We start from the raw sequence: 23275 nt of genomic DNA, 5'->3' as shown, positions 1-23275 counted from the left end.
CTCAACTCAACTTGATATCGATGGGTGGCAGGTAGAGGTTCTCAATAGGCTGATAAGTCAGTCTGCCCTCCACGCGTGTCAGCGTGCTGAGTCCGTCGTCATGGTAAGCGCGGCGCAGGCGCACGCTGCCATCCGGCTCCGGGACTGAGCGGGTGCCGTTATCCAAGTCGAAGGTGATGGTGTCTTCGTCGCTCCAGACCAGTGGAATGCAGCGGCTGGCTAAAGCGAACAGCACGGTCTTTTGCGTCCATTCCTTGTGTCCCTCGAAGCTGATCATGACTTCATGGTAAGGAAGTCGCGGTCCTCACGCTGGCTATTACATGGTGCAGGCTTCGGCTTGATTCATACGGCAGCCCGCTCGCTGGTCAGTTCAGCCTCGCGTTTGGCAATGGCGCGTTCCAGCTCAGGCGAGCGCTTGGCCCATTGCTCCGGCGGCAAGGGTTGCGACCATTCAATGATTTCGGGGGCGCTCAGGTCGGGAGGGGGGGGCCAGTTTTTGAACCTGGAGGTAAACGGCCAAAGGCGCGCCCAGGCAGACAATGAAGAACAGATCGTAAAGGACTCCGGGGACATCCCCCCCTCTTAGCTTGCTTCCAACCTGCTTCAGAGTCATCCACAGCACTAAGAGAAAACCCTGGCGCTTCGTTTCATCGTAAGTGCAGTCAGGAACTGCATCTGGCCCTGCCTCCATATAACTGCGGATGCATTCCCACATGACCATCGCAGTCCTTCCGCCACCACAGCTCAGTGCCAGGGAATATTCCTTGTTCTCGCTGGAATTGCCGTCCCAGTGCGGATTGGGAAAGCCAATGATCAGCAGGCCTTGAGTCGAACGGCCATGCTGACCGACTGATGAAACCGCCGTACCGACAGCCTTCACCGATTCCCAAGGTACGAACCAATAAACGCCATCCTTTTGTGGAACGCAGACTTCGCGGCGTTGGCGATTGAAACGAATGGGAGGGGGGACTGGTTTTGTGAGGCCGTAAAGCAAAATCATGATCGGAATGCCGAGTATTATTCCAAAGCCAATCAGCAACTCTTGCGCGGCTAGGCCCCACCCAATCCAGATAATAAAGATCGCTGTAATAAACCCTAACCACAGCACCATCACAGCCGATCCCAACGCCCACGACCCGATATCGATAAAGACGTCGTTCTTGCGCCAAATAACATTCAGCACATCAGACGGTTTTTCGCCTGTGGGGATGGCCGGTGGGGCGAGGTAATCGTCCTGCCAGAGGGGGCCGGATCGGTTCGTGTCGGCTTCGGGTAAATCACTCATCGCGTGCTGTTGTCCTTGGGGGGCAGCTGCTCTGGCGTCAGGGTGACCAACTCACAAGCCTCTAGACGGGGTGTGGGGTCATCGGCGTAGAGCGGTGTTACCAGGCCGTCCGAGGCAATGGCGAAACGTATGCCTCGTGGGCCGCCGATGATGGCATCGTCGCCTTGCGAGCCGCTGAGCAGGGGCAGTGGGCTGTGGTAACCCACCTGTATCTCCAGTCGCGATACGGGGCGGACAAAGCGCCCGGTCAGCAACAGACCCTGGCCTTGGTCGGCGGGTATCCAGTCCGCACTCAGGCAGCCCTGCCCGCACCTTCCGCCAGCTCAGCCTCTCGCTTGGCGATGGCGCGCTCCAGTTCCGGGGAACGCTTGGCCCATTGCTCGGGTGGCAAGGGTTTTGACCATTCCATCGCTTCGGGAGCGGTGAGGTCGGGGATATTGGCGAGTTTTCGGATCATCAGTACCGCGATCCAGGGCAAACCGAAAATGGTCAGACCGAGAAAGGTCATGCAGGCAGCACCGAACCGGCCTTGCTTCAGCTCGCGGAACAACTGCTTGAACGCCTCGATCCATGCCCCCAGGTAGCCACCGCTCTGAACCTTCTCATAGGCGCCTTCACGGGTGGTATCAGGCACCGCCTCCGGGCCGATTTCCATAAAACTGCGAATGCATTCCCACTGTGCCATGGAGCTAGTGCCACCGCCGGTATTGAGCATCATCACCCAGCCCGGTTTGTTCTCCGCATAGGCCTCATGCTCCTGCCCCTCGAGGGGCAACCAGAGGATAAGTGCACCCTGCTTGCTGGCGCCGCCTGTGTTCAGGCTGAGGGCGCTGGGCGAGACGGCATGCACACGCTCCCAGGGCACGAACCAGTAGTTGCCGTCAGGCTCGGTTACGCAGACCTCGCGTCGCTGGCGGTTGAAGCGCAGGGGCGGTGTCAGTGGTTTGCGCCATTGCTTGATAAACAGATACCAGAGTGTGCCCATCAGAGCTGAGAAAAACGCAATGAATGCGAGAGTTACCCAAATTTGACCTTTTGAAGCGAACCAGATGCCAATTGAAACGAATAGGAGAGTTCCTAAATGAAGAGTCATAAACCCCCCCCCCATGGCGAAACTACCGATATCCAGATAGACCGGGTTCTTGCGCCAGATGATATTCATCAGGTCTTGGGGGGGCTGCCCGGTTGGAATTGGCAAAGGAGCCAGATGCTCCTGCTGGCGCAGAACGCCGCGTTCGATATCGCCGGCCTGTGCGTTCATTGCTGATCCTCGGGAGTTAATACTGTCCGTTCGACCTCAACGGCGGGGAGGCGGTCGCTGATAAGCGGGCCATCGCTGCTGCCATGTTCGGTGATGGTGGTGCCTCGGATGATATAGCGCATGCCCTGGGCGCCACCGACTAACAGTTGGCGGGGGGTGAGGGTGCCGGTCAGCATGGCCAGGGGGCTGTGGTAGACCACCTGCAACTGCCAGTAGCCGCCCTCTGGCTGGGTCGGCAGCTTGCCGCTCAGGCGCAAGCCCATGCCCTGGTGGATAGGCAGCCACTGACTTTGCACAGTGGTCAGCCATTGGCGGGTGCAGTCGGTAGGCGTGCCAGCGGCGTTGATGGCGGCCAGGCGCAGGTGCAACTGGGTGCGGCTTGGCTCGGCGCCGGGCAGGTAGAGTTGCAGACTGTCGGTCTTGCTGCCGATGACGATGCTGTGGTCGCTGCCACCCGAGTGGCGGCTGGTCAGCAGCCCTGTGGCCTGCAGCCGGGGCTTGAACAGCAGATCGATCAGGGTTTGCAGCTCGGCGCTGGCCTGTTCGGGGCTGTCGTCCCAACGGCGCGCATTGCCCCAGCAGCATTGTTCGAGGAACTGCTGCAGCTCGCTGTCCTTGAAGTAGTTCCAGACCAGATACAGCCCCTCGACGATCAGAATCAGCCAGTTCACCGGCACGATGCGCAGGCTGAACCATTTGATCGCCTCGCCAATGGTCCAGCGATTGCTCAGGGCCATATAGGTGGCGTAGCCACCTAGACCGGTCTGGGTGGCCATCAAGCCGAGCACGGCGCCATCGTGACCCAGGCGCGCCCAGTGATCGCCACTCCAGTAAGCATCCTCTTTCTGCATTTCGGCTGCGAGCTTGGCGATGTCAGCGAAGGCTGCAACGGCAGCCAATGCACCTGTAGTGAACGCAAACAGAGTAACAATAGGAGCCTGCAAGGCTTGATTGAACAATGTCACGCTAACCGCTTTCTGGCCGGTAGCCTCCCAACTTGCTCCAATCACAGCTGATAGCGCGGCTCCGACTTTTAAACTTTCCGCTGTATGCTCCCAATCGCGAACAGTATCCATCTCCCGCCCCTGGTCGCGCTGATCAAGCTGCGCCAGGTTGTTCATATGCAGCAACAGGGCGGTCAGCGGTAGCACACCGCCCAAGGTGTTGAGGCTGCGGACGGCGGCAACGTTCGGCGCCAGGCCTCTTTGAAGTTGTCGCCCTGCCTCCTGGCTCCAGTCCCACAGGCGCTGGCCCACGGCGCCACTGAGGCTGAAGCCGAGCTGGCCGCCTTTGATCACCACGCCGGAACTCCAGCGCACGACCAGCAGCAGGCCTTGCAGTGGCAGGGGGAAGCGTGCGATCAGGTTCGGCGTACTGGCCGTGCTGTTCAGGTGCTCCAGCTCCAGGGTGCCGAACGCAGCAGCCAGGCGGGAAATGGCCCTGTTCCAGTCATGGCCATCGGCGCCGCCCAGTTCACTGAGCCAGGCAAGCTTGCCCTGGCTGACCAGGGCACCCAGCAACTGCCCGACGGCTGCCTGGTTCTGGCTGGTCAGCGCCGCCGTGATCTCGTCCGAGCGTTCGGACAAGTCCAGCAATTCAGGGCTGAAGCCATTGCTCAGCAGGCTGAAGGGGCGTTCCGGCGAGGGTGAGCGCAGCAGGTTGACGGCCACCTGTATGCCCGGCCCGCTGCTGCACAGCTCGCTCAGGCTCGCCAGGCTGAGGTGGCTCAGCCAGTCGCAGTGCTCGGAGTCGTCATAATCGGCGTACCACAGGCTATTGCCATGCACGGCCAGGAAGGTTTCGCTGTCTTGCAACAGGCTGTCGCGCCGTTCAGCCAGCCAGCGATGGTGTGGCGCGGCTTCGTCGTCCATCCAGCGTTGCATGGCATCTAGGCGTACCCGCTCGGCCACCTGCGCGCCGCTTCTACTGTCGCTTATGTTGCGCGCCTTGTCGGCGGTGTAGCCCATCACTACCGCACGGATTTCGTTGTGCAGGTGTGGCGGTATGAAGCTGCGCGGCGGCAGCAGCACCTGTTGCTCGTCGTAATGCACCAGGCGCAGCATTGCATCAGCTTGAGCGTGGCTGTACTGCCGACCGCGCTCGCGGTTGATGCGGGTTTCCTCATCGAGCAGCGGCTTCAGGTCGTTGTGCGCCTTGAGCAACTGGTCGCCTTCTTCGGGCGTCAGTTGTAACTCTTCACCGGGCCTGTAGCGATAGTTGATGAGGCTGCTCAGCTCTGCGCCATCTTCGTTGATCAGGCTGTTGATGAAGCCGGCAATCATGCCCTTGTGGGCGTTCTGCTGGTTCCATTGCTCATGGCGGATATTGATCAGCCCCTGCTCATTGTTGAGATCGCGCAGGGCTCCCAGGTCATCATCCAGGCATGCCAGCACGGCGTGCAAAGCGCCTGCCTGGCTGCAAGCCAGGTTGAGCCAAGCCTCACAGCCAAATGTGTCCCAGGCAACGGTACTCCATTCACCGGGTTTTTGATCGGCGGCATCGGGATGCCTCTCGGCTGCCGCACTGCATTTGTCCTGCTGGGCTTTGAGCCGCAACCAGGCGTCGGCTGCCGCCGCATTTTGTTCCGCCGTGTCGAAGGTGCCGATAGTGGCGTAGACCTGATCGAGTGTTTGCTTCTGCTGTTCGCTATTTTCGACATGCTCGACGGCCAGCGCTTTGTCGTAACTTTCCGGCAGCAACTCGGCGATCAGTTGCGAGGCCTCGCTTAGCGGTGGGCAGTGTTCCGCCGTCAGTTCACGGGCAACGCCCGGCAGGTCGAGGTGCCGCATATGCCGGCGGCGAGCGCCCGGGCTTTTCAACTCCTCACAATGCTCTGCTGGCAAGGGCCGCTCGGCATGCATCATCCAGGCGCCCCGTGCCTTGTTCAGCTTGAGGCCCGTCAGCGTGCCCTGAGCAAGTATGCTGTGACCATCCTTGAGCGCTTGCTCCTGTAAGCGGCCATCCTCGGCTACGGCGAAGCGTTGCAGGGGGCCTTCGGCCTGCCACAGGTACAGGTAGCCGGGCCGCAACCGGCGCAACGCCATCGGGTGGCTGAACGTCTGGCGAATCGGCTGCACCGAGGGGTGCTCGGCCTTTTCCTCACTCAAGGCATAACGCGCCGGCACTACGAACACTTCCGCCTGCCTGGCCGGGCAGGCGCTTACCGCGTTGTCCAGGTCTTCGGCGGGGAAATTCTGTTGTGCAGCCTTGTTGGCCGCGGCCAGGTTGAGCGCTTGGCTCTGATTCGTCATGCGGTGACTTCCTTGTCGGTCAGCAGTTGCCGTTGCAGTTCCAGAGCCAGCCGCTCCAGGCGCTGTTGGGGATTCAACTGCGGAGTATCGAGTATCTGTCGATAGGGCTGATGCGCTGGCGCTTGTGGAAAGTCCACACCCAGCACGGCGCACAGGTTGGCCCACTGTACGACTTGATCAGCGCTGCCGTAGCCGTGGGCGTTGGCACTTAGTCGGCAGTTCTGTGCCCAGGCCTGGCGGGCGGCACTAGCCTGGCCCGTATGGCAGTTGGGGAAGTAGAGATCGATATGGGTCAACACCTGTTCATCAAAGGTTTCCAGATGGGCTTTGTTCAGGCGTTCGACTGTATCGTCACTCAGGTGCAGCCAGGGCACATCGTCATAGCGGGCAGCAGGTGACGACATCTGGCGTTGCAGCTCGATTGGTTCGTCACCAACATTGCGAGGCGCAAGGCGAATTCGCTGAATTGGCCCCATCAGGTGGTCGCGCTCTTCGCTGGGAAGTTCGACCAGCCAATGGCGCATCACTCTCGGGTCGTAGTAACGCAGTAATACCGTCACGCCTTGTATGCTAGCGTGCACTAGGCTGCGCAAGTGCTCGACCAGTTCCTGCGTACTGGTGTCGCTTTGCAACCAAACTCCCGCCTTTGCCTGCCAATGCTCGGTGAAGTGAGCCTCCAGCCTGCTGTCTGGCGAAAGCTCGATCAGGGTCGGGCTAGTATCGGCCAATGAGTCGTAAAGAGTGCCCTGATAGAGCCTGTGAAGAGCTGGAGCAGCTTCCATTTGATAGAGCTGAGCCAACAGGTTGTCGATCTGCGCACCGTCGAGCAGCAGGTATTGCCGGGGTTGTTCGCTCATGCCTTCCGCTCCATCTGCTGGCAAATGGCACAGAAAGGTTGGGCCTGGCTGGCGGCACGTTGCAGAGCCTGTTTCTGGGCCTGGATCAGCAGATTACCGGCCTTGTCAGCGTCCGCCGGCTTGATCTGGCCCGGCAGTATCGGTTTGGCGCCCGACCCACTCCCAGGCCCACCCCCCGAGTTCATCTTGATCGTCGCGCCGCTGAGGGTGACGCCGCTGGGGTCGAGTTTGAGGAAGCTGCCGCCGCCGTTGGCGGTGAGTTCCATGCCGGCGTCGATCACGACTTTGCTGCCGGCCTTGTAGTGGATTTCGTTGCCGGCTTCGATGAACAGGCCGGTGCCGATCTTGGTGTGTTGGGTGGCGGCGACGGTGAGGTGGTCGTTGGCGCGAATTTCCACCTTGCGGTCGAGGTCGGTGGTGCGGTGTTCTTCGGCGCGCATTTCGGTGTGGGTGTTGGCTTCCACGGTGTCGTGGCGCTCGTGGCCGACGCGAATCTTCTGGTCGTTCTCGACGTTTTCGTCCCAGTCGCGCTGGGCGTGGATGTAGATCTGCTCGGCGCCCTTGCGGTCTTCGATGCGGAATTCGTTGTAACCGCCACCCCCCGGGCTGCTCAGGGTCTTGAACAGGCTGCGGGTCTTGTTCGCCGGCAGCTCGTACGGCACCACGTGTTCGGCGTGGTACAGGCAGCCGGTGATCAATGGCTGGTCGGGGTCGCCTTCGAGGAAGGTGACCAGCACCTCCATACCAACCCGCGGGATGGCGACGCCGCCGTAGGCATCGCCGGCCCAGTTGGAGGCCACGCGCAGCCAGCAGCTGGATTTGTCATCGCCCTGGGCCTCACGGTCCCAATGAAATTGCACTTTCACGCGGCCGTACTGATCGCAGTGGATTTCTTCGCCGGCCGGGCCGGTGACCACGGCGGTCTGGCTACCCAGTACCTTGGGCTTGGCGTGTTCCAGTTGCGGGCGGAAGGGGATGTCCCACGGGGTGGCGGTGAAGCGGTTGCGGTAGCCCTGCTGGAAGCCGTCGCCGGCCTTGGCGTTGCTGGTGACCGACTCTTCCAGCACTTGCGGCTGCTTGCCTTCGTGGATGACCTCGGTGAGCAGCCAGAGGTCGTTCCATTCGGCGCGTGGGTGCTGTGCCAGGGCCAGGAAATGACCGCATGCCAGGTAGGCATCGCTGCGGCCTTCGGCCAGTTCGTAATCCGTGCGCAGGCGTTCCAGGCTGCGCTTGGCCAGGTGCTTGCCGCGGGTGCGGTCGGTGAAGCGGCCGGGGTAGTCGTAGACTTCGAGCTCAGGCGTGAACTCGCTTTCGAAGCCGCCTTCCATCAGCAACTTGGGTTGCTCGAAGCCGTAGTCGCGCCAGGTGGCCTTGGTGCTGCGGGTCTCCAGGCGCACGCCAAAGGCGCGTACCACTTCATGGGAGGCCGCGAGCCCGCTGTCCTGCTGATAGTTGAGCGGGTCGAGCTTGGGGAACACGCTGGCGTCGTCGCCGAATACCAGGACGTGGCCGTCTTCGCTGTGCTGGAAGTGGAAGCTGATGCCTTCCTCTTCGCACAGGCGCTGGATGAAGTGCAGGTCGCTCTCGTCGTACTGCACGCAGTAGTCGCGCTCGGGGTAGATGTAGCCGAGCTGGAAGCGGTGGGCATCGGCCTGGATGCCATGGTCTTCAAGCACCTGGCTGATGATGTCCGGGACCGTCAGGTGCTGGAAGATGCGCTGGTTGGTGCGGTGCGCCAGGTAGGCCAGCTGCGGGCGCAGGCTGATGCGGTAGCGGGTCAGGCGCTTGCCCGAGTCGCCCTGTTCGATGCTGTAGATCACGCCGTGCACGCCTTTGCCTGAGGGGCCGAAGGAGAGGTAGGCGGTCTGGTTGATCAGGGCGTCGAGATCGAGGTCGGCGCTGGGGCTGACCAGGTCGATATCGAAGCAATAGGGCTTGTTGAGCATTTCCCGGCCGGTGAACGCGAGCACCTGGAGTCCGGTGTCGACAGCGGGAATGGCGAGAGCGATATGCGCCTGATTGGCATCCAGCATGGCGGTTTCCTTCCTTGATCCGAGCCGGGGACAAGGTTGCCCAGCCTGGCCGGAGGATTCAATGCTAGCGGGGCGCCAGTATGATCTGTGTCACGCTAATAGGCCGTTGCACCCGTGGGAAGGCGGGTGGCAGAGCCATGCAGAGGGCTCGAACGTGGCGCTTTGGACGGGCGGAGCGGTTGAATGTTAGCGGGTGTTTCAGCGGCAGCGAAGAGGGTGGATTCTGCTGCCGGAGTCACTGCTGTCAGTACCTGCCGCTAGCGCTTGAGCAGCGAAGAATCCAGCCGGCCGTAGCAGCGCACGATGCGGTCGCGCTCGACCTCGGGGAAGGCCTTCTGCGTGACGTCCACAAGCAGCACCGGCTTGACCCGCCCGGAGCGGAGCAGGCGCTGCATGTGGGCGAGCAGTTCATCGTCGGTTGGTGATTTATCCATGCTGGCCGGCGCCTCAGCGCGCCATCTTCTCTTGCAGCCGCGCTTTCACCTCGGGCCACTCCGGGTCGATGATGCTGAAGCGCACCGAGTTGCGCTTGCGCCCGTCGGGCATGATGCGCTCGTGCCGCACGATGCCTTCCTGCTTGGCGCCGATGCGCAGGATCGCCGCACGGGATTTTGCATTCAACTCGTCCGTGGTGAACTGCACCCGCACCATGTCCAGGGTGTCGAAGGCGTGGGTCAGCAGCAGGTACTTGGCTTCGGTATTGAACCCGGTGCGCTGGGCTGAGGCGCTCAGCCAGGTGTGGCCGATTTCCACCTTGCGGTTGGCCATGTCGAGCTTCCAGAAACGGGTGCTGCCGATGACCTGGCCGGTGTCGCGGCGAACGATGACGAACGGCATCATGGTGCCGGCTTCACGGCCGCGCAGGGCGGTCGCGATATAGGCGTCGACGGTCCGGGCATCGGGGATGATGGTGAAGGTCATGTTCCACAGTTCGCCATCCGCCGCGGCCTGCAGCAGCGCGGCGGCATGTGAGGCTTGCAGGGGCTGGAGTTCGACCAGGGACCCCGTCAGGGTGAGTGGCACTGCCGTTACGCTCATGGACCGCTTCCGCAAACGAATGATGAGTCGGACTATACAGGGCAGGGGTGTTGCCGAGCAGTGCCCCTTGAGGCGTTGCACAAATCTTCCAGACAGCCGCGTGCGGCGGCGTAATAAGATGGCTGCTGCCGGGCAGCGCGGGTGAGTAGGCACAAGTGGGCGGTCACAGCTGGATCAACTTGAACAAAGACCTTGAAACGGGGATCGAGACCATTCGTGCCCATTTCGAGGGGCACGCCTACGACCCGCACTGGCACGACAGCTACCTGATCGGCTTCACCGAGCAGGGCGTGCAGCAGTTCCATTGCCGCAAGGTCCTGCACAGCAGTACGCCCGGCCAGGCGTTCCTGCTGGAGCCAGGCGAGTTGCATGACGGCCATGCGCCGACCGAGGGTGGCTTCACCTATTCCATGCTGTACCTGCAACCGCAGTGGATCGAGCGTGAACTGCGCGCCCTGCACGAGGACGCCCCGAACGACTGCCTGCCCAGTTTCGCCAGCACCCTGAGTGCCGAGCCCGCCCTGATCCAGCTGATCGCCGATGCCTGTCAGAGCCTGCAGACGGCGGAGTTGCGCATCGTCCGCCAGACCACGCTGGACGCCTTGCTGGGCAAGCTGTCGGCGCACCTGCGCTGGCGGCCGACGCTGGTGCACGACCCGCGGTTGCCTGCCGTGGCGTTGAGGGCGCGGGATTACCTGCATGCGCACCTGGAGCAGAACGTAGGCCTGGATGATTTGGCCCTGGCCACCGGGGTCGATCGCTTTCGCCTGTCGCGAGCCTTCAAGTCGGCATTCGGCCTGGCGCCCCATGCCTACCTGATCCAGTTGCGCCTGAGCAAGGCGCGCAGCCTGCTGGCCCACGGGCACGCGCCGGCGGAGGTGGCCATGGCCCTGGGGTTCGCCGACCAGAGCCACCTGGGGCGCTGGTTCCGCCGTTCGTATGGGCTGACGCCCGCTAACTACCGACGACGCTGCTCGAATCTTCCAGACAGCTGACAGGCAGGTGGCGATAGTCGGTTCCTGTCGAATCGAGCGAGCCTGCTGCCATGCCGTCCGTTGTTCCTGCCTTTATTCCGTCATTTCCTGCGTCGTGCCGCGTTCTGGGGTGGCCAGCATGAGCCAGTGGCTGCCGTTCGTGCTGTTCGCTTTCGTCGCCTCGATCACGCCGGGGCCGACCAACATCCTGGTGCTCAGCAACAGCGCCCGCTATGGCCTTGCCAAGGCGTGGCCGATCATTCTCGGGGCCTGCCTGGGAGCGGCCGGCCTGGTGCTGGTGGTGGGCGTTGGCCTGGGCGAACTGCTGTTTCATTACCCGCGGGTGCAGCAGGCCATGGCCTGGTGTGGCTGTGCCTGGCTGACGTACCTGTCCTGGCAGCTGTTTCGCAGCGCGGGCGAGGGCATCGAGGCGCACAGTGCGGCCAGGCCCCTTGGATTCCTTGGCGCCGCCGGGCTGCAGGTGGTCAACCCGAAAACCTGGATGATGGCGCTGGCCGTGGTGAGCGTGTTTGTCGGGGAGGAGGCCAGCCCGGTCCGTTATGGGTTGTTCGCCCTGGTGTTCCTGCTGGTGGCGATTCCCTGCCTGGGCGTGTGGGCCTGCCTGGGCGTCGGGGCGGCTCGCTACGTGCGCTCCGCAGCGGCGATGAAACGCCTCAACCAGGGGTTGGCCGTCCTGCTGCTCGTTGCCACCTGGACCAGTCTGCTTGGCTAGCGTGATGGGAACGGTATTCACGCACCGCTTCGCGGTTTGAACATGTGGATACGCGCTCCCCTGAGCGCGGTGGTTTGCAGGATTCATTCGTGTCGTATGATCATCCGGTGTTGCCGATGGATGGCAATAAGGTACATTGCACGCAAAGTGATCTGTGTGGCCTCGGTGCACCCTATGAGGGGGGCAGTAGGGTTGCATGGCCTTTGCGATTAATGGGCTGGTGCTGCAACCTTGCTACAGTTGTGCAGGTGGCCAGCGCTGGCCAACGACAGTGAAAACAATAACGAATGAAAAAGCATCTCAACGACCAACTCTTTGAAATCATTGCGGCGAGCATCAAGAAGGGGCGCCTGAAAAAGGGTACGTTGCTGTTGGAGGGGCCTTTGGCGGAGCTGTTTGGCGTGAGCCGCTCTCCGGTGCGTCAGGCGCTCGTCAACCTTAACGAAAAAGGCCTGATATGCACCTTCGACGGCCGCGGCTATCTGGTCGGAGCGCAGCCGGGTGAGGTGCTCAGGCGCAAGCTGGAAAGCAGTGATTTCACGCTGAAAGAGGGCAGTGCAGAAGCACCTCGGAAAACCGAAAGCTGGAAGGCGGTTTACGACAGGATCGAGCGTGATTTGCTGCATCACTCGCTGTACGGCACCTATCGGATCAACGAGCTGGAGCTGTCGCGGCACTATTCGATCAGCCGTACGGTGTCCAGCCAGGTGCTGACGCGCCTGTCGCTGATGGGGTTGGTGGAGCGTGACGAGCGTTCGCGCTGGCAATTGACGCAGTGGGATGAAGAACGCCTCGGCGAACTCTACGAAGTCCGTCGGCGCCTTGAGCCCTACGTACTGGTGCGGGCGGCAGCCTTCATCCAGCCTGAGCAGCTCAGCGGTTACATCGAACGCCTGCACCGGGCGATGGACCTCTATCCGGACATGGACAGCAGCCAGTTCGATGACCTGGAGAGTGACCTGCACATCGAAACCCTGGGGCGCTGCCCGAACCGGCAGATGCTGCAGATCCTGCGGCGTACCCACTCCTTGCTGCTGTCGGGCAAGCACATCCTGCTCGACAAGAGTTACTTCCCGGATGAAGAACCGTTCTTCCGCGAGCACCTGAGCATTTTCGAACACCTGCAGGCGGGCAATGCGGACCTGGCGGCGCAATGCATGGAAGAGCACCTGGTCATCGCCGAGCGCAAGGTCAAGCAGCGTCTGGCGCATTTCAGGGAGCACAACCGCGTGACGGCTGTGCCCTACCTGGAACGGTTTTCCTGATGGCGCGCGGTCAGGTGACCGCGCCGACCTGCCACGGGACGAACTCGTTGTCCCCGTAGTTGTACTGCTCGCTCTTGGACGGCGTCCCCGAGGCGATTTCGACCAGGATGTCGAAGATCTTCTCGCCGGCTTCGGCGACGCTCAGCTCGCCGTCGACGATGCCACCGCAGTTGATGTCCATGTCTTCTTCCAGGCGGCGGTACATGTCGGTGTTGGTCGCCAGCTTGATGCAGGGGGCCGGCTTGAAGCCGGACACCGAGCCGCGCCCGGTAGTGAAGCAGATCATGTTGGCGCCTGAGGCGACTTGGCCGGTGACCGATACCGGGTCATAACCCGGGCTGTCCATGAACACGAAGCCGTGTTCGGTGATCGGCTCGCCCCATTCGTACACGCCGTTCAGGGAACTGCTACCGCCTTTGGCCGCTGCGCCGAGGGACTTCTCCAGGATCGTGGTCAGGCCGCCGGCCTTGTTGCCGGGTGAGGGGTTGTTGTTCAACTCCGCGCCGTTGATGCGGGTGTAGTTTTCCCACCACGTCAGGCGATCGAGCAGCTTTTGCGCCACCTCATGGCTGGTGGCGCGCGCGATCAGCAGATGCTCCGCACCGTAGATTTCTGGCGTTTCGCTGAGAATCGCCGTGCCGCCGTGGCGGACCAGCAGGTCGGCGGCATGGCCGAGTGCCGGGTTGGCGGAGATACCCGAATAACCGTCCGAGCCGCCGCACTGCATGCCGACCATGATGTGTTCCACGCTCTCCGAGGTGCGCTCCAGGCGACCGATCGCGGCCAGCATGTCGGTGACCTGCTCGATGGCCTTGGCGATGCTGGCGCGGGTGCCACCGGCGTTCTGAATGTTGAAGACGCGGAAGTTCGGCCCTTCGCTGAGGTTGTAGCGCTTCATCAGCGAGGAGATCTGGTTGGTCTCGCAGCCCAGGCCGATGATCAGCGCGCCGGCGATATTCGGGTTGCAGGCATAGCCCCAGATACTGCGCTCGAGAAACTTGAACCCTTCCGAGTCGGTGTTGATGGCGCAGCCGCTGCCATGGGTCAGCGCCACGACACCGTCGATGTTGTATTGCTCGAGCAATGGCGAGCCGTTGAAGTGCGCGGCGACGGCACGGGACACCGTGGCCGAGCAGTTCACCGTGGACAGGATGCCGATGTAGTTGCGCGTGCCCACGCGGCCGTCCGGCCGACGGTAACCCATGAAGCGTCGACGCTGTTCGGGGGGCAGTACGGCGCTGCGCGCGATGGTGGGTGGCAGCTCGCTGCTGGCATGGCTGTCCGGCATGGCCACGTTGTGCGTGTGGACGTGAGCGCCGACGGCGATGTCCTGGGTGGCGACACCGATGACTTGTCCGTACTTGAGCACCGGCTCGCCTTTTGCGATGGCCCTGCGCGCGATCTTGTGACCGCTCGGGATGTCGTCGACAGCGTCTAGACCGAGGCTTTCGACGCGCACGCCCTGCGCCAGTGCCTTGCGGGCGACGGCCACGGAATCGGCGTCGCTGAGGATGACCACGGACTGGTTTTGCGTAATGAGTTGCATGGGATTTTTCTCATTGTTGTTTTATCGAGTGGCATCGATACTGACAAAAATGAACATTGCACGCAATGTTTTTGGGTGATATGGTCGTTTCACATAGCCGTCGAACGGCATACAAAAACAACAATTCGAGGTTTTTACAGATGGCCCTATCTGCCCATCATTCCTGCCTTTCCCGCACCGACTCGAATCGTCCTGTTCGACAGGATGGCCGCCATGCATAAAGTCATCGAGGGCTACTTCACGCTGCTCAAGGTGCTGGGAATCATCTGCCTGATCACCATGGTGGTCCTGGTGTTCGGCAACGTCGTCCTGCGCTACGCATTCAACGAAAGCATTCTGGTCTCCGAAGAAATTTCCCGGTGGGCGTTTGTCTGGCTGACCTTTATCGGGGCCGTGGTGCTGCTGCGCGAGCGCGGTCACATGGGCGTTGACCTGGCGCTGCGCGCCTTGCCGAGCTGGGGCGAGCGGGGCTGCCTGATCGCTTCGCAACTGCTGATGCTGGTCTGCTCGGGCCTGTTCTTCTGGGGTAGCTGGCAGCAGGTCCAGATCAACTGGACCATGCCGTCACCGGTCTCCGGCTGGTCGATGGGGCTGTTCTATGGCTCCGGGGTGTTCTTCGGGGTGTCGGCGTGCGCCATCCACCTGTACGAAATCGCACGGCTGGCCGGTGGTGGTGAAATCCATCGCCCGGACGTTTCTGCCGAAGTCCACCAGTAATTCGCCTGCCCATACCCCGCCCGCGCTTGGCGGCGCGCGCCTCATAATAAAAACCGGAGTGATGTGATGATCATCATCGCGATATTCGTAATCTCCCTGCTGGGCGCCATGGCGATTGGCGTCCCCATTTCCTATTCACTGATCATCTGTGCCCTGGCCATGATGTACCACCTCGATCTGTTCGATGCGCAGATCGTGGCCCAGGGCCTGGTCAACGGGGCCGACAGCTTCCCGTTGATGGCCGTGCCGTTCTTCATGCTGGCCGGTGAGCTGATGAACGCGGGCGGCTTGTCCAAGCGCATCGTCAACATGGCGGTTGCCTTGGTAGGCCACATCAAGGGCGGCCTGGGCTATGTAACGATCCTGGCGGCCTGCGTGCTGGCCAGCCTGTCGGGCTCGGCCGCTGCCGACGCTGCGGCGCTGGCCGCCTTGCTGGTGCCGATGATGGTCAAGGTCGGGCATGACAAGGCGACCTCGGCAGGGCTGGTGGCGGCGTCGGGCATCATCGCGCCGGTCCTGCCGCCATCGATTGGCCTGATCCTGTTCGGGGTGGCGGCCAACGTCTCCATCACCAAGCTGTTCCTGGCCGGCATCGCTCCGGGCTTGATGATGGGCATGTCGCTGTGCGTTGCCTGGTACCTGGTGTCTAACCGGGAAACCCTTATCACCCGTCCGCGCGCGCCGCTGAAGGAAATCCTCAAGGCGTTCTACGAGGGCGTCTGGGCGTTGCTGCTGCCAATCATCATTCTGGTCGGCCTGCGTGCCGGAATCTTCACCCCGACCGAGGCGGGTGTTGTCGCGGCGGTGTATGCATTGTTCGTGTCGCTGGTGATCTACCGGGAATTGACCTGGAAAAGCATGTACCAGGTGCTGGTGTCTTCGGTCATGACCACGGCGATGGTGATGTTCCTCGTGGCTTCCGCGATGGTGGCGGCCTGGATGATCACCGTGGCCGATCTGCCGAGCTCGGTTATCGAGGTTCTCGAGCCGCTGATGGACAGCCCACGCCTGCTGATGCTGCTGATTGTGGCGATCATCGTGCTGATCGGCATGGCGATGGACATGTCGCCGATCATCCTGATCCTGGCGCCGGTAATGATGCCGGTGGCGGTCGAGGCGGGCATTGATCCGATCTACTTCGGCGTGATCTTCGTCATGACCTGCGCCATCGGCCTGATCACGCCACCGGTTGGCCTGGTGCTGAACGTCGTGGCCGGTGTGTCGAAGATCGACTTCCTGGCCACTGCGCGCGGCGTCCTGCCGTTCCTGCTGGCGGAACTGCTGGTGATCGGGCTGCTGCTGGCCTTCCCGCAGCTGCTGCTGGTTCCGGCGCAGTGGCTCTTCTAACCGAAAAACCTTGCACCAGTTGACGGTGTTCAACTGGCGTGAACGGGTGCATGCCCATTTCCGTGCCGACCAAGGCAGTAATAACAACAAGAGGACCTAGCCATGAAATTCATCCCTAAAGCACTGACTGCTCTGCTGTGTACGTCTGCGATGCTGGTTTCCGCGGCGGTGTACGCAGAGGACATCAACCGGCACACCATCAAGGTCGCGTTCGTACAGGCCAAGGATCACCCGCATGGCCTGGGTGCGCAGAAGTTCGCCGAGATCGTCAAAGAGAAAAGCGGCGGCAAGATGAAAGTGATGGTGTTCGCCAGCGGCACCTTGGGCGGCGACGCCCAGGTGATTTCTTCCGTGCAGGGCGGCACCGTGGACATGACCCTGGTCACCCCTGGCCTGCTGACCGGTATCGAGAAGGGGTTTGGCCTGTATGGCTTGCCCTTCCTGTTCCAGAACGCGGCAGAGGTCGATGCCGTACTCGACGGTCCGGCCGGTCAGAACCTGCTGGGCAAGCTGGAACCGCACGGCATCATTGGCCTGGGCTACTGGGACCATGGCTTCCGCCACGTGACCAACAGCAAGCACCCGGTCAACACCCTGGAAGACATCAAGGGCCTGAAGCTGCGTCTGCAGCAAATTCCCACCGCCATCGAGACCTTCAAGGCCCTGGGTGCCAACGTGGTGCCGCTGTCGTTCACCGAACTCTACACCGCCATGGAAACCCGTACGGTGGATGGCCAGGAGAACCCGTTGGCTGCCATCGAGACCTCGAAGTTCTACGAAGTGCAGAAGTACCTGTCGCTGACCGGTCACTTCTATGACCCGCTGGTGGCGATCTTCAGCAAGCGCACCTGGAACAAGTTCAACGAAACCGAGCGTCAACTGGTTCGTGAAGCGTCCCTGGAAGCGCAGGCCTACGAGCGCAAGGTTTCCCGCGAAATGGACGTCAGCTCGCGCGAGGCACTGGCCAAGCACGGCATGGAAATCAACGATGTAGCGCCGGCGGAGATCGAGCGCATGCGCGCGCAGACCCAGCCGTCCAGCGACAAGCTGATTGCCGAGTACGGTGCTGATCTGATGGCGGAAATGAACGCGGAGATCGCCAAGGTCCGCAGCGCCCAGTAACCCTTCATCCATGAGACCGGCGCATCGGTGCCGGTCTTCGCATCCGCAAGCAAGGTGGATTCGTAATGACAGCTATCAATGTGGGGTTCATCGGCCTTGGGCTGATGGGCCACGCCATGGCCACCAATATCCAGCAGAAGGGATTTGCGCTGGGCGTCATGGCACACCGTAATCGCCAACCGGTCGAGGACCTGGTTGCCAAGGGCGCACGCGAGTTTGGCAATGCCGCCGAACTGACCCGCGCCGCCGACGTGGTGCTGCTCTGCCTGCCGGGTACTGCCGAGGTCGGTAAGACACTCGCTGGCGACGCTGGTGTGTTGGCGGGTTTGCGTCCGGGGCAAATCGTCGTCGATTGCAGTACCGGTGATCCGAACCGTACGGCGGAGCTCGCCGCGCAGGTGGTCGAACGGGGTGGCCATTACCTCGATGCGCCGGTCAATCGCACCCCGAAGGATGCGGTCCTGGGACGTCTCAACGTGCTGGCCGGGGGAGACGCCGAGGTGCTTGAAAGGGTTCGCCCGGTGCTGGCGTGCTTTTCCGAAACCATTCATCACCTGGGGCCGCTGGGCTCGGGGCATAAGGCCAAGGTGATCCATAACTTCATTTCCCAAGGCAACGCCACGATCCTGGCCGAGGCGTTCTGCACGGCGGCGAAGAACCAGATCGACCTGGCCGCCTTCGCGCAAATCTGCAGCATGAGCGGCGGCTACAGCCGCACCTTCGAACGGATCATTCCCTATGTGTTGAGTGGCGATGATTCAGGCCAGCAGTTTGCGCTGGCCAATTGCGAAAAGGACATGCGCTATTACACCGAACTGACCAAGTCGACGCCGGCTACGGCCATGGTCGCGGATGCCGTGTACCAGACGTTCATGCTGGCCAAGGCGCTCGGGCATGGTGACAAGTACGTGCCGCGCCTGTTCGATGTGCTGGGCGAGATCAATGGTGTGCAGGTGCGCGCCCATGAGGAGAAGGCATGAAACTGGTGCGTTATGGCCCGCCTGGTCGGGAAAAACCGGCAGTCGTGGCGGCCGATGGCAGCCTGCGCGACCTGTCTGCGCAAGTCCTGGATATCAGCCCGCGCACGCTCGACCCGCAGGTGCTCGATGAGCTGAGGGCGCTGGACCCCGACAGCTTGCCCCTGGTCAAGGCGGGCGAGCGTATCGGTGCTCCCATCGCCAGCATCGGCAAGCTGGTGTGCGTCGGCCTGAACTATGCCGACCACGCCAAGGAATCGAACCTGCCGGTGCCCAGCGAGCCGGTGCTGTTCATGAAGGCAACCAGCGCGATCTGCGGGCCGAACGACCCGGTGATCATTCCGCGCGGCGCGCAGAAGACCGACTGGGAAGTGGAGCTGGGGATCGTCATCGGTCGCAAGGCCCAGTACGTCGAGCGCGAGAACGCCCTGGCGCATGTCGCCGGTTACTGCATCGTCAACGATGTGTCCGAGCGAGCCTTCCAGCATGAACGGGGCGGCTCCTGGGACAAGGGCAAGGGTTGTGACACCTTTGCGCCGATCGGTCCCTGGCTGGTCACCGCCGACGAGATGGGCGACCTGGGCAACCTCGACCTGCGCCTGAGTGTGAACGGTGAGGTACGCCAGCAGGGGAATACCCGTACGATGATTTTTTCCGTCGATGAAATCGTCAGCTACATCAGCCAGTTCATGACCCTCAATCCCGGTGACGTGATCTGCACCGGCACGCCACCGGGCGTGGGGGCCGGCATGAAGCCGCCGCAGTTCCTCAAGGCAGGAGACCGGATGACCCTGAGCATCAGCGGTCTGGGCGAGCAGCGCCAGGACGTAGTGGCCTGGCAGGGCTGATCCAACGAGGGTGCCCAGGACCTTGGGCGCCCTTGGCATGACCATCATGGGGTTCGAACATGCAACGACGCTTGTATCCGGGGCGGGATTTTCGCCGGGCGCAGAATATTGCCGAGCTGCGCGAAATGGCCCGTAGGCGCCTGCCCAATTTTTCCTTCGAATACGTTGAAGGCGGTGCCGACGACGAATTCACCCTGCAGCGTAATCGCTCGATTTTCGACAGTGTGACGCTGCAACCGCGAACGCTGCGTGACGTGGGCGTGCGGGACCTGAACCGCACATTCTTCGGCAAGACCGCCCGCCTGCCGTTCATGATCGGCCCCACCGGTTTCAACGGACTGTTGACCCGGGACGGCGACCTGCACCTGGCCCGGGCGGCCGCCGAGGCTGGTATTCCGTTTGTATTGAGCAACGCCTCCACCACCTCGATCGAGGACATTGCCGCTGTCGAGGGCGTGCGGGCATGGATGCAGATCTACCTGTACCGCACCCGCGACCACGTGGCCAAACTGGTTGATCGCGTCAAGCGCCTGAATCTTGAAGCCATCATGGTGACCACCGACAGCGCGATCTTCGGTAACCGCGAATGGGACAAGCGCAACTACGTGAAACCGTTGCACCTTGACCTGCGCAATCGCCTGGACGTGTTGCGTCATCCCGGTTGGGTCTGGGACGTGCTGGTGCCCGACGGCGTGCCGCGGTTCAAGAACCTGGGCGACCTGTTGCCGCCAGGCAAGGACTCGGTCAAGGGTGCCGCCAGTGCGCTGGCGGCCGAACTCGACCCGACCCTGAGCTGGGACGATATCGCCTGGTTGCGCGACATCTGGCAGGGCAAGCTGATCGTCAAGGGCATGATCCACCCGGACGATGCCCGGCTGGCCATGCAATACGGCGTGGATGGCGTGGTGCTGTCCAACCACGGTGGGCGACAGCTCGACGGCGCCGTGTCGGCCCTGGAGACGCTGCCGGAGGTGGTGCGTATCGCCCAGGGGCGGATGGAGGTGTTTCTCGATGGCGGTTTCCGCCGGGGCAGCGACATCACCAAGGCATTGCTGCTGGGCGCCAGCGGCGTGCTGATCGGCCGTGCCGGCCTGTACGGCCTGGCGGCGGGCAAGGGGCCGGGCGCTGCACATTCGATCGAGATACTGCGCAGCGAACTGGATCGCACCCTCGGCCTGTTAGGGTGTGCCAGCCTGGAAGAGCTGACGCCTGACCTGATTCATGCGCCGCACTGGCGGGCGATGGCCGAGGCCATACGGCCGTCGTGAGGGATAACGGAAGGGGCGGTTCAACCGCCCTTTTTTTTGCCCGGAGAACGCCCGACGCCAGCGTGTCTGGCCGGGCGGTGTGCCCTGGTACACGGCGGCCTCGTACGCGAGAGCGTAGCGGGGGAGCAATCAGGTCGGCACAGCGCCGGAAGAGGCGTTCCCACGCATGCGTGGGAACGTTCGTTCAGAAGGGGTAGGCGCAGTTCGCATCGGCCGCTGCGCCACGCAATGCGGCCAGGACGTCATCCGGTAACTGCAACCCTTGCTCGAAGGCTTTGCGGCGTCGCGTGATACCCGCGTGCCCCGGCATGCGTACCGGATTCTGCGGCTCTCGCGGGCGGCTGCTCAGGCAGGCGTCGACGAAGTGATCCATTTCGTCCTTGAACGCCTCATCACCGCCGAAGAAGGCCGGGTCGAAGGTCAGTACCGTGACCGCCGCGCCCCATTGCTTGACGCCGTCCTTGCGGCCGAAGCCGCCCAGGCCGGCGGTCAACGCTTCCACCATGGTGCCCAGGGCGAAGCCCTTGTGGCCGAACTCCAGGCTGCCCAGCGGCAGGATGGCGCCCGGTGGAGTGGTGAAGTAGGCGGCGGTATCGCGGGTCGGCTGGCCGTCCTGGCCGATCAGCGCAGCATGCTCCAGCTGGCCGCCGGCCTGGTGCGTCTTGTTGACCAGGCCGTTGGTGATGGTCGACATGCTGACATCGATCAGGATCGGCTTGTCGCCGGTGGGAATGCCGATGCCCAGGGGGTTGGGGGTGTAAACCGGATCGAGGCCGCCGTGGGGCGCGACCGAGGCCACGGCCGGGTCCGATGTCAGCACGAGCGGCATCAGGCCTTGCTCGGTGTAGCGCTGCAGGTAGGCCGCCAGGCAGGCGATGTGGTGCGAACGGCGAATGGTCGCTACGCCAATGCCGAAGGTACGTGCGGCCTTGGCGGTGAAATTCAGCGCCTGTTCGACACAATACGGACCGAGCAGGTAACCGGCGTCGTACAGCACCGCCGCGGGGCTCTGCTTGACGATCTGCAGCTGGGTCGTACTGCCCTTGGCCTGGCCGTTGCGCAGGTCCTTGAGGTAACCCTGGGCCAGTTTGACGCCATGGGTGTGGTGGCCGAGCAGGTCACCTTCCACCAGCACCCGGCTGACCACGGCGGCGACCTCGGGGCTGACGTTGGCATCGAGGAACAGCTGTTCGACGAAGCGCTCGAGCGCGTGGGGAGCGATACGACTCATTCTAGGATTCCTTCGGGATCAGGAGAGCGTTGCCGCGCGAGCGCCAGAGCCTGGCAATCAGCGGGAACAGGGCGATCAGCAGCACCAGGACCGCCAGGCAGATACTGATCGGGCGTTCGACGAAGGCCAACAGGTTGCCGTCGGCCTTGATCATCGAGGTCATGAAGTTGCTTTCCAGGATATTGCCCAGCACCAGGCCGAGGATGGCCGGCGCGATGGGGAAATCCGCCGTGGCGATCATGTAGGCGACGATGCCGCAGGCCAGCATGATCCAGATATCGGTCAGGCTGTTGTTGATGGCGAAGGCGCCAACGATGCAGAAGCACAGAATGATCGGCATCAGCACCCGTGTCGGGGTGACGGCGAAGATATGCGCGCTGCGGATCGCCAGGTAGCCGATGGGCAGGAGGATCAGGTTGGCGACGAAGAACGCAGTGAACAACCCATAGGCCATGGCGCTGTTGTCCATGAAAATGGTCGGGCCGGGGTTCATGCCTTTCATGTACAGCACGCCGATGACGATGGCCGTGATCGAGTCGCCGGGAATGCCGAACACCAGGGCTGGAACCCAGGCGCCCGCGACCGCGGAGTTGTTGGCCGAGCCGGCGTCGACCAGGCCTTCGACATGACCGTTGCCATAGGCTTCAGGGGTTTTCGAACGTTTTTTGCTCACGGCATAGGCGATCCAGGCCGCGATGTCAGCACCGGCCCCAGGCAGGGCACCGATAAAGGCGCCCAAGGTGCTGCCACGCATTACGTTCTTCCAATAGCGCTTGAGGTGCATCGGCACTTTGCCGAACACGTTGCCATGCTGCGGGGCCATGGTCGGCGCGGTGCTGCTGTCCGCCGACTTGATCTTGCCGTAGAGCTTCATGACTTCGTACATGGCGAAGAACCCGATCATCACCGGGATGAAGTTGATCCCGGCCATCAGGTCTGGCACGTCGAAGGTGAAGCGCGGGGCGCCCGTGACCAGATCGAGGCCGACGGTGGCCAGCAGCAGGCCGACCATCAGGGACAGGAAGCCCTTGACCGCCGAACCCTGAGAAATGAATACCGCGCTGCCCAGGCCCAGTATGGCCAACCAGAAGTATTCGAACGAGCTGAAGTTGAGGGCGAACTCTGCCAGCGACGGGGCGATCATTACCAGCACCAGCGTGCCGGCCAGGCCCCCGATCACCGAGCAGGTGACGTTCAGGCCCAGGGCCTCCCTGGCACGCCCTTGACGGCCCAGGGCGGCGGAATCGGCAACGTAGGCGGCGGAAGCAGGGGTGCCCGGAATATTCAGGTACGTGCCGGGAATATCACCGGCGAAAATGGCCATGGCAGCTGTGGTGATGATTGCCGCAATGGCCGCGGTGGGTTCCATCGCGAAGGTGATCGGTACCAGCAGGGCAACTGCCATGGTGGCCGACAGGCCGGGAATGGCGCCGACGAAGACGCCGAATACGGCGGCAATCAGAATCACCAGAATGGTCTTGAAGTTGAAGACCAGCAGCATGCCTTCAATTAATTCGTTCAT

At 62.4% G+C, this 23275-nt stretch carries 20 protein-coding genes and 1 pseudogene; 9 read left to right on the top strand and 12 right to left on the bottom strand.

Annotation, left to right across the window (positions count from 1 at the left end):
- Position 1: 1 nt before the first annotated feature.
- The 9 genes and pseudogenes from N5C28_RS10890 to N5C28_RS10855 all read right to left on the bottom strand — a co-directional run bounded on the left by N5C28_RS10890 (position 2) and on the right by N5C28_RS10855 (position 9725).
- Positions 2–277 (bottom strand): hypothetical protein, encoded by a 276-nt coding sequence (locus N5C28_RS10890; protein WP_279822190.1) that lies wholly within the window; start codon positions 275–277, stop codon positions 2–4.
- Positions 278–342: 65 nt separating this feature from the next.
- Positions 343–1285, bottom strand: a pseudogene (locus tag N5C28_RS10885) (hypothetical protein).
- Positions 1282–1491, bottom strand: coding sequence for a hypothetical protein (locus N5C28_RS10880; protein ID WP_279822189.1), 210 nt, complete (start codon positions 1489–1491; stop codon positions 1282–1284). Before N5C28_RS10880 ends, N5C28_RS10885 begins: the two are co-directional and overlap by 4 nt.
- Positions 1492–1577: 86 nt before the next feature.
- Positions 1578–2546, bottom strand: a complete 969-nt coding sequence (locus tag N5C28_RS10875) for a hypothetical protein (RefSeq protein WP_279822188.1) — start codon at positions 2544–2546, stop codon at positions 1578–1580.
- Positions 2543–5797 (bottom strand): toxin VasX, encoded by a 3255-nt coding sequence (locus N5C28_RS23860; RefSeq protein ID WP_347881263.1) that lies wholly within the window; start codon positions 5795–5797, stop codon positions 2543–2545. Before N5C28_RS23860 ends, N5C28_RS10875 begins: the two co-directional genes overlap by 4 nt.
- The gene (locus N5C28_RS10870; protein ID WP_279822187.1) at positions 5794–6654 is read right to left on the bottom strand and encodes a DUF4123 domain-containing protein; all 861 of its coding nucleotides are present in this window, start codon (positions 6652–6654) and stop codon (positions 5794–5796) included. Before N5C28_RS10870 ends, N5C28_RS23860 begins: the two co-directional genes overlap by 4 nt.
- Positions 6651–8687 carry a type VI secretion system tip protein VgrG gene (locus N5C28_RS10865; protein WP_279822186.1) on the bottom strand — a complete coding sequence of 679 codons (2037 nt, stop codon included), beginning with the start codon at positions 8685–8687 and terminating at the stop codon, positions 6651–6653. Before N5C28_RS10865 ends, N5C28_RS10870 begins: the two co-directional genes overlap by 4 nt.
- A 257-nt stretch (positions 8688–8944) precedes the next feature.
- Positions 8945–9121 carry a hypothetical protein gene (locus N5C28_RS10860; protein ID WP_279822185.1) on the bottom strand — a complete coding sequence of 59 codons (177 nt, stop codon included), beginning with the start codon at positions 9119–9121 and terminating at the stop codon, positions 8945–8947.
- Between the two features lie 13 nt (positions 9122–9134).
- Entirely contained in the window at positions 9135–9725 is a 591-nt protein-coding gene (locus N5C28_RS10855) for a GNAT family protein (protein ID WP_279822184.1), read from the bottom strand.
- Between the two features lie 155 nt (positions 9726–9880).
- Between N5C28_RS10855 and N5C28_RS10850 the strand changes: the two genes are divergently transcribed.
- From N5C28_RS10850 to N5C28_RS10840, 3 genes are all read left to right on the top strand, one after another.
- Positions 9881–10720: an AraC family transcriptional regulator gene (locus tag N5C28_RS10850; protein WP_279822183.1), complete on the top strand. Its 840-nt coding sequence runs from the start codon at positions 9881–9883 to the stop codon at positions 10718–10720.
- 118 nt (positions 10721–10838) lie between these two features.
- The gene (locus tag N5C28_RS10845) at positions 10839–11432 is read left to right on the top strand and encodes a LysE family translocator (RefSeq protein WP_279822182.1); all 594 of its coding nucleotides are present in this window, start codon (positions 10839–10841) and stop codon (positions 11430–11432) included.
- A gap of 287 nt (positions 11433–11719) precedes the next feature.
- Positions 11720–12697: a GntR family transcriptional regulator gene (locus N5C28_RS10840; protein ID WP_279822181.1), complete on the top strand. Its 978-nt coding sequence runs from the start codon at positions 11720–11722 to the stop codon at positions 12695–12697.
- Positions 12698–12707: 10 nt separating this feature from the next.
- On the opposite strand, the gene N5C28_RS10835 is transcribed toward N5C28_RS10840, so the two are convergent.
- On the bottom strand, positions 12708–14243 hold the full coding sequence (locus tag N5C28_RS10835; RefSeq protein WP_279822180.1) for an altronate dehydratase family protein: 1536 nt from the start codon (positions 14241–14243) through the stop codon (positions 12708–12710).
- 213 nt (positions 14244–14456) lie between these two features.
- Here N5C28_RS10835 and N5C28_RS10830 point away from each other — a divergent pair, with 213 nt between their 5' ends.
- From N5C28_RS10830 to N5C28_RS10805, 6 genes are all read left to right on the top strand, one after another.
- The gene (locus N5C28_RS10830) at positions 14457–14960 is read left to right on the top strand and encodes a TRAP transporter small permease (protein WP_279822178.1); all 504 of its coding nucleotides are present in this window, start codon (positions 14457–14459) and stop codon (positions 14958–14960) included.
- A 69-nt stretch (positions 14961–15029) separates the two neighbouring features.
- Complete coding sequence (locus tag N5C28_RS10825; RefSeq protein WP_279822265.1) at positions 15030–16307, top strand: TRAP transporter large permease subunit; 1278 nt, start codon at positions 15030–15032, stop codon at positions 16305–16307.
- A gap of 102 nt (positions 16308–16409) precedes the next feature.
- A complete protein-coding gene (locus tag N5C28_RS10820; RefSeq protein ID WP_279822177.1) occupies positions 16410–17429 on the top strand; it encodes a TRAP transporter substrate-binding protein in 1020 nt (339 codons plus the stop codon).
- Positions 17430–17494: 65 nt separating this feature from the next.
- On the top strand, positions 17495–18409 hold the full coding sequence (locus tag N5C28_RS10815) for an NAD(P)-dependent oxidoreductase (RefSeq protein WP_279822176.1): 915 nt from the start codon (positions 17495–17497) through the stop codon (positions 18407–18409).
- Complete coding sequence (locus tag N5C28_RS10810) at positions 18406–19254, top strand: fumarylacetoacetate hydrolase family protein (RefSeq protein WP_279822174.1); 849 nt, start codon at positions 18406–18408, stop codon at positions 19252–19254. Before N5C28_RS10815 ends, N5C28_RS10810 begins: the two co-directional genes overlap by 4 nt.
- Positions 19255–19313: 59 nt before the next feature.
- Complete coding sequence (locus N5C28_RS10805) at positions 19314–20522, top strand: alpha-hydroxy acid oxidase (protein ID WP_279822173.1); 1209 nt, start codon at positions 19314–19316, stop codon at positions 20520–20522.
- A 184-nt stretch (positions 20523–20706) separates the two neighbouring features.
- On the opposite strand, the gene N5C28_RS10800 is transcribed toward N5C28_RS10805, so the two are convergent.
- Positions 20707–21753 (bottom strand): Ldh family oxidoreductase, encoded by a 1047-nt coding sequence (locus tag N5C28_RS10800; protein WP_279822172.1) that lies wholly within the window; start codon positions 21751–21753, stop codon positions 20707–20709.
- 1 nt (position 21754) lies between these two features.
- Positions 21755–23275, bottom strand: coding sequence for a tripartite tricarboxylate transporter permease (locus tag N5C28_RS10795; RefSeq protein WP_279822171.1), 1521 nt, complete (start codon positions 23273–23275; stop codon positions 21755–21757).

Source organism: Pseudomonas sp. GD03944, from assembly GCF_029839275.1.
GTDB lineage: Bacteria > Pseudomonadota > Gammaproteobacteria > Pseudomonadales > Pseudomonadaceae > Aquipseudomonas.
This window is presented reverse-complemented; position numbering and strand designations above follow the sequence as displayed.